Annotated in this window: 14 protein-coding genes; all 14 read left to right on the forward strand. The window is 36.9% G+C overall.

The genetic code is table 11. The annotated features are described in order from the left end of the window. Positions 1-8 precede the first annotated feature (8 nt). The 14 genes from JEM65_RS18380 (at position 9) to JEM65_RS18445 (ending at position 13,064) form a co-directional block, all read left to right on the forward strand. A complete protein-coding gene (locus tag JEM65_RS18380; protein ID WP_199602793.1) occupies positions 9-641 on the forward strand; it encodes a DUF3347 domain-containing protein in 633 nt (210 codons plus the stop codon). Positions 642-731: 90 nt separating this feature from the next. Continuing rightward, entirely contained in the window at positions 732-1,184 is a 453-nt protein-coding gene (locus JEM65_RS18385; RefSeq protein WP_199602795.1) for a heme-binding domain-containing protein, read from the forward strand. A gap of 16 nt (positions 1,185-1,200) precedes the next feature. Further along, complete coding sequence (locus JEM65_RS18390; RefSeq protein WP_199602797.1) at positions 1,201-1,761, forward strand: DUF3347 domain-containing protein; 561 nt, start codon at positions 1,201-1,203, stop codon at positions 1,759-1,761. A gap of 402 nt (positions 1,762-2,163) precedes the next feature. Beyond that, positions 2,164-2,721 (forward strand): potassium channel family protein, encoded by a 558-nt coding sequence (locus JEM65_RS18395; protein WP_199602799.1) that lies wholly within the window; start codon positions 2,164-2,166, stop codon positions 2,719-2,721. 20 nt (positions 2,722-2,741) lie between these two features. Beyond that, positions 2,742-3,224, forward strand: a complete 483-nt coding sequence (locus JEM65_RS18400) for a YybH family protein (RefSeq protein ID WP_199602801.1) — start codon at positions 2,742-2,744, stop codon at positions 3,222-3,224. Positions 3,225-3,230: 6 nt separating this feature from the next. Next, a complete protein-coding gene (locus JEM65_RS18405; protein ID WP_233530733.1) occupies positions 3,231-3,818 on the forward strand; it encodes a DUF2911 domain-containing protein in 588 nt (195 codons plus the stop codon). Further along, entirely contained in the window at positions 3,818-4,549 is a 732-nt protein-coding gene (locus JEM65_RS18410) for a PepSY domain-containing protein (RefSeq protein ID WP_199602803.1), read from the forward strand. Before JEM65_RS18405 ends, JEM65_RS18410 begins: the two co-directional genes overlap by 1 nt. A gap of 1 nt (position 4,550) precedes the next feature. Then, complete coding sequence (locus JEM65_RS18415) at positions 4,551-5,033, forward strand: DUF305 domain-containing protein (protein ID WP_199602805.1); 483 nt, start codon at positions 4,551-4,553, stop codon at positions 5,031-5,033. An 11-nt stretch (positions 5,034-5,044) separates the two neighbouring features. Further along, positions 5,045-6,835 carry an efflux RND transporter periplasmic adaptor subunit gene (locus JEM65_RS18420; RefSeq protein ID WP_199602807.1) on the forward strand — a complete coding sequence of 597 codons (1,791 nt, stop codon included), beginning with the start codon at positions 5,045-5,047 and terminating at the stop codon, positions 6,833-6,835. 262 nt (positions 6,836-7,097) lie between these two features. Then, positions 7,098-7,664: a helix-turn-helix domain-containing protein gene (locus tag JEM65_RS18425; protein WP_199602809.1), complete on the forward strand. Its 567-nt coding sequence runs from the start codon at positions 7,098-7,100 to the stop codon at positions 7,662-7,664. 209 nt (positions 7,665-7,873) lie between these two features. Next, positions 7,874-9,112, forward strand: a complete 1,239-nt coding sequence (locus tag JEM65_RS18430; protein ID WP_199602811.1) for a hypothetical protein — start codon at positions 7,874-7,876, stop codon at positions 9,110-9,112. A 274-nt stretch (positions 9,113-9,386) separates the two neighbouring features. Further along, positions 9,387-9,755: a hypothetical protein gene (locus JEM65_RS18435; RefSeq protein ID WP_199602812.1), complete on the forward strand. Its 369-nt coding sequence runs from the start codon at positions 9,387-9,389 to the stop codon at positions 9,753-9,755. A gap of 103 nt (positions 9,756-9,858) precedes the next feature. Then, positions 9,859-10,749, forward strand: coding sequence for a DUF3347 domain-containing protein (locus JEM65_RS18440; RefSeq protein ID WP_199602813.1), 891 nt, complete (start codon positions 9,859-9,861; stop codon positions 10,747-10,749). Positions 10,750-10,781: 32 nt separating this feature from the next. Beyond that, positions 10,782-13,064 (forward strand): multicopper oxidase domain-containing protein, encoded by a 2,283-nt coding sequence (locus JEM65_RS18445; RefSeq protein WP_199602816.1) that lies wholly within the window; start codon positions 10,782-10,784, stop codon positions 13,062-13,064. The last annotated feature ends 236 nt before the right edge of the window (positions 13,065-13,300 follow it).

The following is a 13,300-nucleotide window of genomic DNA, read 5'->3' on the forward strand; positions in this document are numbered from 1 at the left end:
ATAACAAAATGAGCAAATTAAAATCAACATTAGGTATCGTTGCAATTGCATTTATAACCTTAACGACAGTGTCTTGTAAAGACGGCAAAAAGGAACAAAATACCGTAGATGGAGACCATTCTGAAATGAGTGCAGATGAAGATCATTCAAAAATGAATCACGAGAACAGTGATGGTCATAGCGATGGCGATAGAAAAGAAATGGCAATGAGTGGAGACGGCGATTCAGAATTGATATTGAAAGACTACTTCAACCTTAAAGATGCCTTGGTTGCAGATGATAATGCCAAAGCCAAAGAACTAGGGGCAACTCTTGTGACAAGTTTAGGAAATCTTGATATTTTATCTAATTTTTCGGATACTCAAAAATCTGAATTAAAGGATATAATTGAAGACGCTGTAGAACATGCAGAACATATTTCTGAGAGCGACATAGACCATCAGCGAGAGCATTTTAAAATATTGAGCAAGGATGTAACTGATATGGTTGCCATTACAGGATCTGAAAGCACCTTATACCAACAGTTTTGTCCAATGTATGATGGGGGTAGTGCTTGGTTAAGTATGAGCAAGGACATTAAAAATCCTTATTACGGAAGTAAAATGTTGGATTGCGGTAGGGTACAAAATGAGATAAATTAAAAAAGGACATAAGACTGATAGACGTAAGACTAAAATAATTATTCCAAAAGTCTTACGTATTAGTTCCTAACGTCTTAGGTGAAATTTATTATGAAAATTATAAAAATTATAGCCTTGGTTTTATTGGTAGCGTTTGTGGGAATTCAATTTATTCCCACGACACGCAATCAAAGTGATACTGTCCCGTCAACTGATTTTATGCTGGTCAATAATGTTCCAGAAACTATCCAAAAAAAGTTACAGATATCCTGCTATGATTGCCACAGTAATAATACCCAATACCCTTGGTATAATAAAATTCAACCCGCTGCTTGGATTTTGGAAGATCATATCAAGGAAGGGAAAGCTGAACTTAATTTCAACGAATGGGATTCGCTTTCAAGCCGAAGAAAATCAAGTAAACTTCGATCAATTATCAAACAGATAGAAAGTGGAGAAATGCCCTTGGACTCTTACACTTTGATTCATACAGATGCAAAGTTTTCAGAAACCGAAGCAGAAGAAGTGATCAATTTTATTACACAATTAAAAGATAGTTTATAATTAAAATTTAGAAAAAATGAAAAATTTAAAAATGAGTATTGTAGCAATACTATTGTTAGCCGTTTCTTTTACCAATGCACAGGAAAAGGAAAAAATGAACCACGATCACGGAGATATGAAAATGGATCATAGTAAAATGACAACTATGAAAAGTGATGTAAAAGCAGAGGTAATTTTAAGTGATTACTTCAATTTGAAAGATGCTTTGGTGGGAGATGACACCAAAAAAGCAGCCCAAGCGGGGTCAAAATTGGTAGCTTCTCTAAAAGCTTTCGATGCTGGCAGTTATTCAAAGGAAGAGAAAGAAGAACTTGCTGATATCATTGAAGATGCTATCGAACACGCGGAACATATTTCTGAGAGTGCAATAGACCATCAACGCGAACATTTTAAAACTTTAAGTAAGGATATAACAGATTTGGTTGCCATTACGGGAACAAAAAGCACGCTTTACGAACAGTTTTGCCCAATGTATGATAAAGGCAGTGCGTGGTTAAGCACTAGCAACGAAGTGAAAAACCCGTATTATGGAAGCAAAATGCTTAAATGTGGAAAAGTTCAAAAAACTATTCAATAGATATTCCATTGTATAAAACCTTTTCGATGTTCTGGTTATTAGTTAACAGAAGGTTGTAAAAGGATAAGGATATCTGAATAGTTATTAAGACCTGTCGTGGGAAGGAAAACAAGGTTGATCGTAATTGAAATCCTTCCCTTGTCAGGCACAATGAAATTTGATAAGAAAAATTAAGTCCTAATAAGAGAAGGGGAATCTGTTTTGTTGGTTTGATAGTAAAACTCTTTCTCTTAATTAGGCACAAATATAAGAGTATGAAAGAATGTTGCAAACCCAGTATTGAAACCGAAAAAGAGAAAAGTGGCGTCAAGTATTTCTTGAATTATATAGTATAGATATACCAATCTTAATAGTTGGGAGTGCCTTGGTACTTCAATTATTTAGTTAAGAGAATAGATTAAAATGGCTAAAGTAAATAAAATAGGAACATCCGAAAACACAGGGTTTTACGTGCAACTATTCAAAAAGGTATTACTTACTGCAAGTGTGGTCATTGGGTTATCGTTAAGTTATACACTCTGGGCTAGTGTGGATTCCGAAACTGTATTTCTGTCTCTTTTAATTGTTGGTTTGGCTTTAATTAAAACGTTTTTTATTGTCAGGCTCACTTTTATACAATTAAGTAAAATAATAGGCGAAAGTCATCAGCTTACACACGTGCTTACTTTATTTGGGGTGTTGATTGTTTTGATTGTCCTCTCGTTTTCAGCAGATTATCACGCATTATATATTTTGAGTTCAGAAAATTTTAAATCCACAACAGTACTCAACAGTTCATTTTCATTACAGTTTTTTGAGTTTCTATATTTCAGCATAATTACTTTTTCATCTGTTGGATTTGGAGATGTAGTACCATTAACTATCACAGGTAAACTTTTGGTAATGATGGAGATTTTTTTGAGCTTTTTGGTGCTGGTATTTGGTATTGCAAATATTAATAGAATACACGTTGATAAATAAACCCTTAAAAAAACAATCCTATGAAAACACTAAAACTCACAATCTTTCTAACGCTCTTGACATTTGGATCAGTCCAAATGTTTAGCCAAGTTGTAAATACAGAGACAGAAAAGAAGGCTGTCATCAAAATTATGGAAGCATATAAAGATGCCCTTCAAAACCTAACAACCGAAGGCACATTTGAATTGTTTAGTGAAGATTCCAAGGTTTTTGAATCAGGAGGTGTCGAGGGGTCATATACACACTATATAGAACATCATTTGGGACCGGAATTGGGGCATTTTAAAAGCTTCACATTTTCAGATTATGAAATTGAAGTAGAAGTAGATGCGCCTTATGCGTTTACTACGGAAACCTATATCTATACCATTGTACTCAACCCTAATGAAAAGGGAGAAACAAGAACCATTAGTAAAAAAGGAGTGGCAACCTCTATTCTGAAAAAAAATGAAGGAAAATGGAAAATTATTAAAACGCATTCTTCATCAAGAAATAAAAAATAGAATTTTATGAAAGCACATATCTCTTTTAGTATTTTGTTTGGTACACTTCTTTTAATGGCTTGTAATCAAGAAAAAAAAGAAACCAAAACGATTTTGGAAAACTCAAAAACAGAAACTACATCGCAGTCGCCAAAAAAACCATTAAGTCCACATACGTCAACGATGGTTATGATAGACGATGCTCATATCCATATAGAATACTCATCCCCAGGAGTTCGCGACCGTATTGTTTTTGGCGGTTTACTTCCTTATGATGCTGTTTGGCAAGCTGGTGCACATATGGCAACTTGGATAGAAACAAACAAAGATTTAAAAATGGATGGAAAAAAATTGAAAGCAGGAAAATATGGTTTTTTTGTAATTCCCAATAAGGAAGAATGGACGATTATTTTCAACACGAATTGGGACCAACACGGAAAAGACGAATATGACGAAAAAGAAGACGTGTTACGATTTAAAGTAATTCCAAAAATTTCCGAGGATATTCAGGAGCATCTAGAATATAAAATAACCAAGACCAGCAATACATCAGGCAATATTAGTATGAGTTGGGAAAAGGTTGCCATTGATTTCCCATTTGAAGTAACGAACTAATGTTTAAAAGAAAGACGGCGTTAAAAATTAGAAAAGCACACCGCTATCTGGGGCTCTTTTTGGGCATACAATTTCTGATGTGGACCATTAGCGGAATGTACTTTAGTTGGACGGATATTGATGAAATCCACGGCGACCAATTTAAGAAAGAACAACCTGAACAGACTTTTTTCAACAACTTAATGGGGACTGCTCAACTTGAAACTTTGCAGCCCATTAAAACTTTGGAATTATTGGAAATAGCTAAAGAGCCTTATTACTGGATAAACGAGACTACACTTTACAACGCCAAAACGGGAGATAAAAAAAATGGTATTACTATAGATGAAGCACAACAGGTAGCTAAAAGATATATGCTTTCAGACCTCAAAATATCTGGTATTGAACTGATTGATGTAGTTGGAGACCATCACGAATATCGTGGCCGTCCACTTCCGGCCTATGAGATTTCGTATGAGACACCACAAAATTTAAAGGCTTATGTAGCTGTTGAAAATGGTGTGTTTCAAACTGTAAGGCATAGGGATTGGCGTTGGTTCGATTTTTTGTGGATGACCCACACAATGGATTATGGAGGTCGGGATAATTTTAACACAATAGTATTGCGAGCGTTTTCACTATTGGGCTTAATTACGGTATTAAGTGGTTTTTTACTTTGGTATACATCATCGCCTACAATTAGAAAAATAATTAAAAAGAAACGAAAACAAGTAACACTAAAATCAACATAAAATGGAAAATTCGCATCAAAATTCGAAGAAAAATAACTACACAAAATTTGTAGGAATGCTCGCAGCATCTTTTGTAGCAATGTACATTACCATGTACCTAAATACGTATCAACTAGATCACGTCTATTTTAGTCTTACTCGTTTTTATATGAGTTGCTTAGGTATCGCTGCAATGGCCATAATAATGTTTGTGGCTATGCGTAACATGTACCAAAACAAAAAGAAGAATATAGCAATTGTTTTGGGGAGCATTATTCTTTTTGGCGGGGCCTATGGCCTTGTGAGAGCCCAAGCTCCAATTATTGGAGATGTCCTTTGGATGAAAGCTATGATTCCACATCACTCCATTGCTATTTTAACGAGTGAAAGAGCAGCTATTAAAGATCCGGAAGTTAAAAAACTGGCGAATGATATTATAAAAGCTCAAAGAAAGGAAATTGAAGAAATGAAAGCCATGATCAAGCGATTAGAGAATAATAAATAAAAATATAAATAATGAAAAAGAATATCATTTACATAGGTATAGCCTTAATAATTGGCTTATTGGGAGGTTTTCTACTATTTGGTGGTAAGACGACAAATTCTGCCAAAGACGACCATGACCATTCAGAAGAAATTGCTTCTAACCAAATGTGGACGTGTTCCATGCACCCTCAAATTATGCAACCAGAACCTGGAGATTGTCCTATTTGTGGAATGGACTTAATTCCTGCCGAAACGGGGGCAGAAGGTCTTAGTGCCAATGAAATTAAAATGACAGATAACGCAATGGCGCTGGCCAATATCCAAACTTCGGTTGTAGGACAAGGACAAATGGGAAATAGTTCTCTTAAATTGTCGGGTAAGATAAAAGCCAATGAAGAGTCCAATGCAGTACAGGTCACCTATTTTGGAGGAAGAATTGAAAAACTGTTCGTTAATTCAACAGGAGAACGTGTTGGAGCAGGACAACGCTTGGCAACCATCTATTCACCAGAATTGGTTGCGGCACAACAAGAACTACTTACCGCTTCATCCTTGAAAGAATCACAACCTGCACTTTATAAGGCTGTTAGAAACAAGTTGAAACTTTGGAAACTTTCAGAAAAGCAAATCAACGCGATAGAATCCGCCGGAAAGGTACAAGAAAACTTTCCAATATTTGCAACGGTTTCAGGTACGGTAACGCAGAAAATGGTAGAAGAAGGGGATTACTTAAAGCAAGGACAACCCCTATATAAAATTGCGAACCTTAATACAGTATGGGCCGAATTTGATGCCTATGAAAACCAAATAGCCTCCTTAAAAAAGGGGCAAACCATTAAAGTGACTACCAATGCGTATCGCAATGAAGTATTTGATGCTAAAGTTTCATTTGTTGATCCCTTATTAAATTCTGCAACGCGAACTATTGTGGTGCGTGCAGTGCTTAATAATAAGAATGACCTCTTTAAACCAGGAATGTTTGTGGAAGGAGTCATCGAGGGTACTCAAGCAAGTGCTACTAATTCAGTTTCTGTCCCGTCAACCGCTGTTATGTGGACGGGAGAACGCTCTGTAGTATATGTCAAAACAAACCCAAATGAGTCTGTTTTTGAAATGAGGGAAGTTTTACTGGGCAATGCCAATGGCGATACCTATACCATTCTTGAAGGTTTAAAAAATGGAGATGAAGTGGTCACTAACGGAACGTTTACCGTAGATGCCGCAGCACAGCTACAGGGCAAAAAAAGTATGATGAATGCAAAAGGTGGTAAAACAACGACAGGCCACGAAGGGCATTTAGGAATGCAAGAAGATAGTTCTGGCGAGAAAACGGATAAAACCAACCATTCAGAAATGAAGGAAAGGATAGTAGTTTCAAGTAAATTTCAAAATCAGTTAAAACAGGTTTTTGATGATTACATCCTTTTAAAAGATGCTTTGGTAAGTGATGATACTAAAAATGCACAACAGGCAGGAAAGCAAATAAGCCAAGCCTTGAAGAAAGTAGATATGAAGCTTTTGTCTGATGAAAAAGCACACAACCATTGGATGACTATTCAGAAGGAATTAAAAACCTCTGCTAATGCCATTGGGAACAGTTCGGATATAGCAACACAAAGAGAACATTTCAAGCACCTTTCTGCCCATCTGATAAGTAGTGTACAGCTTTTTGGGGTCAATCAAAAAGTGTATGTCGAGTTTTGCCCAATGGTCAATAATAACAAAGGTGCAAACTGGTTAAGTTTGGAAACAGAAATTCGCAACCCCTATTATGGAGCAGCAATGTTAACATGTGGTGAGGTAACAGCAACATTAGAATAGTACAGGTTATAAATTAATCGAGAAAGCTCAATAAGGTCATAAGGTTGTTTTGGTTTTATAAGGTAAGACGATGGTGAGTGATAGCAGAAGAAAGCGAAGAAAGCGAAGAAAAGGAAAACATCAATTCAAAAGTGATATTACAAAAACCGATAAAATTGTAGCTTTTGTGATGATGGTATTGATTTTTGTGATTTCTGTTTTAGCTGCTGTTTATTATTCTTTATACAGATCAGGGTTAACTTTATTTTGAAGCAATTATAATATGAATGAATCGATCCATATAAAAAACATGGTCTGTCCAAGATGTATCACAGCAGTATCCTATATTCTGGAACAACTTGCAATTGCTTATGTTTCAGTCAATTTGGGAGAGGTCAAATTACGATCCTCTATAGATGTTAAAGCTAAAGCTGATTTGTCTAAACGACTTCAAAATGCTGGTTTCAGTTTGATTGACGACCGTAAAAGTCAGCTTATTGAACAAATGAAAACATTAGTTGTAGATAAAATCCATCACTCATCTGAAGAATTGGATATTAAATGGGCAGATTATATAGGTGACAATATTCATCTGGATTATAAATATTTGAGCGCTCTCTTCTCGTCCGTAGAAAGTATCACATTTGAACAATTCATCATCTGTCAAAAAATTGAACGGGTAAAAGAACTTATAGTTTATGATGAACTGACCTTGAGTGAAATAGCCTTTAAAATGAATTATAGTAGTGTGGCATATTTGAGCAATCAGTTTAAAAAGATAACCGGTTTGACACCTACGCAGTTTAAAAAATCGATTGATAAAAATCGTAAATGCTTGGATGAGATTTAAGGCTCTCTATTTTATGGTACCATCGTCCAAACGAAACAGGATGGAAAATATTAAACGCTTTATAGTCATGAAATGCCCATTAACACATTGCAGATTAACAGGGGGTTTCCCTCTGACCTAAAAAAAAATAAATTAACAGATAAAATAATCATAACTTTATAAATCAATACTAAGGACGAAGGCCGAACAACCAACAACATAATAACAACTTGGAAGAATTAATTGCAAAGTATAAAACAGATACTGAAAGTGTTTATAACACTTGGTTTGTGAACAATGACGATCGATTAAAGGCCTTTCGCTCCATCCGAAGAGGTGTACAGCAGGTCATTAATGATATAAAGGAGAAAAAATTCCCGAATGACTTCAAGGGAAGCTCCCTGGAATTCGTATTGTCCTGTATTGCCGAACAGAAGCAAATTTTTGTTGGGGTTGCCCACCCGTTTTATTGGAAACCCAAATTGAGGATCCCGGATATTTATGAAAATGAAACCAATAAAATAGCCTTCGGCCAATTTTTGGAAAACTGTTTTGACTACAATGCTGGGGAAGAAACCATTATTAAGGAAATCATTAAATTGGACCAGCTTAAAATAAAAGGATTAGGTCCTGCCGTTGCAAGCATTCTCTATTTTTTGCACCCTACCATGATTCCACCCTTCAATACTGCTATAATAAATGGCTACAATGCGCTTTTCAATGATAAAAAGAAACTGGGCTCGTGGTCAGAATACCTAAAACTACGGGAGACCATAGTTGAAACTAATGAAAAATACAGGTCTGTTTTATCAAATGATTTGGGAGCTATTACGGGCTTGCTATTTGAAGTTGGCTCAAAAAAGATGATTATTGGAAACGAGAAATTTATAACCGAGCAAGAAAGAACAAAATTTGAAAATCAAGTAGCGAAAAGAAGAAAAGAAGTTGTAAATGAACAGTTGGAAATAGATCTGCATTCTGAGATGCAGTACCACCTTTTAAAAATAGGCAATCAATTGGGCTATGATGTTATCAGTGCCTCCAATGACCGTTCCAAATGCCATCAAGGCAACAACTTTTCGTTCTTAAGCCTGTCAAAATTTCCTGCATTGAGCCCAAACAAAGAAACACAAAAAACCATTGAGCTCATAGACGTGGTCTGGTTTGAAAAAGACACCAACAACCCCATCTGTGCTTTTGAAGTCGAAAAGAGTACTTCTATCTACTCCGGTATTTTGCGATTGACGGATTTGGCACATTCCTTTATAAGTAGCGAGCAACATCTGTACATCGTGTTGCCTGATAAAAGGGAAAAAGAAGTGGTAATGCAACTTACTAGACCATCTTTAAGAAATAGCCACAAAATTGAATATATTCTATTCTCCGATTTAAGGGAACACTGCGATGCACTCTGCAAATTTGGCGACAGCCATAATATTCTTAAGAAAATATCCAAAAAGTGCAGCTAACCGGGGATATTTTGGCACTTACTTCAGCGCCACCCAAAACCGTGCGTTTAGTATTAACATTAAAACAAAGTGGCAAATGAATTGTTATGATTGCCGCTTCAAGTTTGGTCGGGTGCACTGGTAAGCTGAAATTTAGAATCCTTTGGTTTTATAGAACCTAATGAATGCCACAACTTATTGGTTGTCAATAATAAACGAAGTAAATTGCATACAACGCCCATTAGTTTTAACATATAATCTGACATATTAATAATATATTTGCTCCTTGAAAAAGATGAAAAGTAAGAATTACATAATTGCCCTATCTATCCTGTTATTGGTGTTTTCTACCAGTACAGTTTGGGCATCTGAAAATTCATCTAAAACACATCACACAGAAAATCACATTTGCTCAAGTCAAGACACAGCTCCTGAAAAAAAATCGAGCTGCGATAACGACCATATTGGCGATAAGGGTTGTGGTGGTTCGTGTAGTAGCAAGTATTGCCATTTTTCAAGTTCGGTCAGTATCCCTTTTTATATTGAAGATGCCGAACAGGCAAACCTTACTTATAAGTATGTTTTGAAAATTGACCACACCTGTGTTCAGAACACTCCAAAAAAAATATCTCTCTCCATCTGGCAACCGCCAGAAATAAGCTAATTTAATTTTTTTTTTTTTTTGACAGTGTTTAAGCTGTCCTTTTTTGAATACAAGGCTTTGGTCAGTATTCGTTTTCATATACAATTATCTAAAATTTATAAAAATGAAATCATTAAAAAATTTAATGATTGTACTTATGGTGCTATCATCAACCGCCTTTACCGCCCAAATAAAAAACGCAAAAACCGAAACCGTAAAAATTTTCGGGAACTGCGATATGTGTAAAGCCACTATCGAAAACGCTGGAAACATCAAAAATACCGCCAATATTAATTGGAACAAAGACACCAAAATGGCGGAAATAAACTTCGATTCCAAAAAAACGAATCGGGACGAAATATTAAAAAGAATAGCCTTGGCAGGTTATGACAATGAGCACTATTTGGCGCCGGATAATACGTATGCACAACTTGCGGAGTGTTGCAAATATGAAAGGTCGAAAAAAGGGCCTACAATGACTATGGCTCAAACTAAATCGGCAGTGGAAATGCCCGAATCAAAGATGGAAATGAATATGCCTACTTCTGGGAACCATTCAGATATGGCTATGCCTGAAATGATGGAGTCAAACGCTTTAGACGCGGTATTCAACAATTATTTTGCCATAAAGGATGCCTTGGTAAAAACCAATGCCACCACGGCAACTACAAAAGCCGCAGAACTTTTGAACGCGATTAAGGCCCTGAAAATAGAAAAGCTTAAAGCGGAAGAACAAACCGCAGTAATCAAAGTGATGCCTTCTATAATGGGGGCTGCAAATGGCATCTCAGACACCAAGGATATCGTCAAGCAACGGGAAAAATTCAAAGCCCTGTCGAAAAATATACGCGATATCATAACTTTTTACAGCTCCAAGGAAACTCTGTATTACCAATATTGTCCAATGCAGGATGCCAATTGGTTGAGCAAGGACAAGACTATTAAAAATCCGTATTACGGTTCACAAATGTTAAGCTGTGGCTCAACTGTGGAAACCGTTGACACTAAAAACTGAAGCACTACAATAATCTAATTTTTGATAACGAAATGAAAAAAATACTCTTGGTGTTTCTATTTCTGGGGACTCTTTCCTTGCAAGCACAAAAGATAGTGCGCTACGATCTATTTGTACGCGATACCATTGTTAATTTTACCGGTAAGGAAAAACGCGCCATTGCGGTAAATGGGCAAATACCAATGCCAACGCTTACATTTACGGAAGGCGACATTGCCGAAATATATGTTCACAATGAGTTGGATGAAGAAACGGCCCTTCACTGGCACGGCCTATTTTTGCCCAATAAAGAAGATGGCGTTCCCTATCTTACCCAAATGCCCATTCCACCACATACTGTCCATAAATACACGTTTCCCATCATACAACACGGTACCCATTGGTACCACAGCCATTTTGGCCTTCAAGAACAGATTGGCATGTATGGTTCTATGATATTAAATAAAAGATCAGATGATAAAACCTTTAGAAAAGGGATAGACGATTTACCGACCATTCCCATCGTTTTGAGCGAATGGACAGACCTTAAACCTGAAAATGTACATAGAATGCTCCACAATGCATCAGACTGGTTTGCCATAAAAAAAGGAACCACACAAAGCTATGCAGAAGCCATAAAATCAGGACATTTCAAAACAAAACTTCACAATGAATGGAAACGAATGCTCGCAATGGATGTAAGCGACGTTTATTATGACAAATTTCTCATCAATGGCAAAAGCGAAAATGAGGATACATCACTGAAAGGCTTGAAAGCCGGAGATAAAGTCCGCCTGCGGATTTCAAACGGCGGTGCCTCCAGCTATTTTTGGCTTACATACGCCGGCGGTAAGATAAGCGTGGTCGCCAATGACGGTAATGATGTGGAACCCGTGGAAGTGGATAGAATGCTCATTGCCGTGTCAGAAACCTACGATGTGGTAGTCACTATTCCTGCGGACAAAACGGCATTTGAATTTTTGGCAACTCCCGAAGACCGCACAAAATCGGCTTCCATTTATTTGGGGGATGGTATTAAACAGCTTACGTTGCCACTGCCAAAACTGAAATACTTTGAAGGTATGGAAATGATGAATGGAATGATGAAAATGAACGGCGACCTGGATCAAATGGGGATGAATATGAGTATGCAGCAAATGGATATGAACGTGGTCATGTATCCTGAAATTACAGGGCCTTCAGAAAAGGGTAAGGATAAGAAAATGAAAATGGATCCTGAAAAACCTTCAGGCGATGAAATGGAGCAAATGGATGGAATGAAAATGGATGGGGATATGTACAAAAGCAATGAGCTTTCAGAAATTACTACGCTCAACTACGCAATGTTGAAGTCGCCTACTGCAACCACGCTTCCCGATGACGCACCTGTCAAGGAACTACATTTTACACTTACGGGCAATATGAACCGCTATGTTTGGAGCTTGGACAACAAGGTTATTTCCGAAAGTGACAAAATCCTTATAAAAAAGGGCGAGAAAGTGAGGATTTCTATGTACAACAATTCGATGATGCGCCACCCAATGCACTTACACGGCCACGATTTTAGGTTGCTAAACGGTCAAGGCGAATACGCGCCTCTAAAAAACGTAGTGGATATTATGCCTATGGAAACCGACGTCATCGAATTTGAGGCAAATGCTGAAGGCGATTGGTTTTTTCACTGCCATATTCTGTACCATATGATGAGCGGAATGGGCAGGGTGTTTAGTTATGAAAATCAGGAACCCAATCCTTTGATTCCAAACCCAGCACTTGCCTTGAGAAAACTAAAAGGAGATGATAGGGAGTTCCACTTAATGGCAGAAAACGACTTTGCAACCAATGGAAATGATGGGCAACTGATGATTCAAAGTACGCGGTGGAGTTTGGGGACCGAATGGCGTTTAGGATATAATGATAGGCACGGTTACGAAACAGAAACCCATATAGGCCGATATATTGGAAGAATGCAATGGTTGATGCCTTTTGTAGGGTTTGATTGGCGCTATCGAAAATTGGGTCACAATGAGGTCGAAGAAAATCTTTTCGGTCAAAAAAACACCAAGGATGAGCGCTCTTTATTCAGTGTAGGGGTCAATTATACTTTGCCAATACTCGTAATAGCCCAGGCTGAAATTTATACGGACGGCAATGTCAGATTGCAATTTGAGCGTGATGACATTCCAATAACTCCAAGATTGCGTATGAGTCTTATGTGGAACACGGACAAGGAATATATGGGAGGTTTACGATATATAGCAACTCGAAATATAGGTATTACCACTCATTACGACAGCGATATGGGATTTGGTATTGGTGCAATGCTAAACTATTGATAAAAGAAAAGCCAAAATAAATGAGTAGTGTAGGATAGTATGAAAATAACCTTAAATCGTTAAAAGGTTAACAGGCTACATGTTTTCTATTGCGCTGATAATAGATGATTATAATATGCTGAAAATTCTACAACTCTTTTGGCATATTCCATATCACAGTGCTCAGGGAAAGTACTGAAATTTGTAATAAATTAATTTAAAATTAAAAATCATGAAAATTTTGTAACTATTCAGCC

It is taken from the genome of Gelidibacter salicanalis (assembly GCF_016469035.1).
Classification (GTDB): Bacteria; Bacteroidota; Bacteroidia; order Flavobacteriales; family Flavobacteriaceae; genus Gelidibacter; species Gelidibacter salicanalis_A.

Bases quoted from the DNA above. Each gene is read 5' to 3' on its own strand.
- JEM65_RS18380 (WP_199602793.1), top strand. From the start codon at position 9: ATGAGCAAATTAAAATCAACATTAGGTATCGTTGCAATTGCATTTATA.
- JEM65_RS18385 (WP_199602795.1), top strand. From the start codon at position 732: ATGAAAATTATAAAAATTATAGCCTTGGTTTTATTGGTAGCGTTTGTG.
- JEM65_RS18390 (WP_199602797.1), top strand. From the start codon at position 1,201: ATGAAAAATTTAAAAATGAGTATTGTAGCAATACTATTGTTAGCCGTT.
- JEM65_RS18395 (WP_199602799.1), top strand. From the start codon at position 2,164: ATGGCTAAAGTAAATAAAATAGGAACATCCGAAAACACAGGGTTTTAC.
- JEM65_RS18400 (WP_199602801.1), top strand. From the start codon at position 2,742: ATGAAAACACTAAAACTCACAATCTTTCTAACGCTCTTGACATTTGGA.
- JEM65_RS18405 (WP_233530733.1), top strand. From the start codon at position 3,231: ATGAAAGCACATATCTCTTTTAGTATTTTGTTTGGTACACTTCTTTTA.
- JEM65_RS18410 (WP_199602803.1), top strand. From the start codon at position 3,818: ATGTTTAAAAGAAAGACGGCGTTAAAAATTAGAAAAGCACACCGCTAT.
- JEM65_RS18415 (WP_199602805.1), top strand. From the start codon at position 4,551: ATGGAAAATTCGCATCAAAATTCGAAGAAAAATAACTACACAAAATTT.
- JEM65_RS18420 (WP_199602807.1), top strand. From the start codon at position 5,045: ATGAAAAAGAATATCATTTACATAGGTATAGCCTTAATAATTGGCTTA.
- JEM65_RS18425 (WP_199602809.1), top strand. From the start codon at position 7,098: ATGAATGAATCGATCCATATAAAAAACATGGTCTGTCCAAGATGTATC.
- JEM65_RS18435 (WP_199602812.1), top strand. From the start codon at position 9,387: ATGAAAAGTAAGAATTACATAATTGCCCTATCTATCCTGTTATTGGTG.
- JEM65_RS18440 (WP_199602813.1), top strand. From the start codon at position 9,859: ATGAAATCATTAAAAAATTTAATGATTGTACTTATGGTGCTATCATCA.
- JEM65_RS18445 (WP_199602816.1), top strand. From the start codon at position 10,782: ATGAAAAAAATACTCTTGGTGTTTCTATTTCTGGGGACTCTTTCCTTG.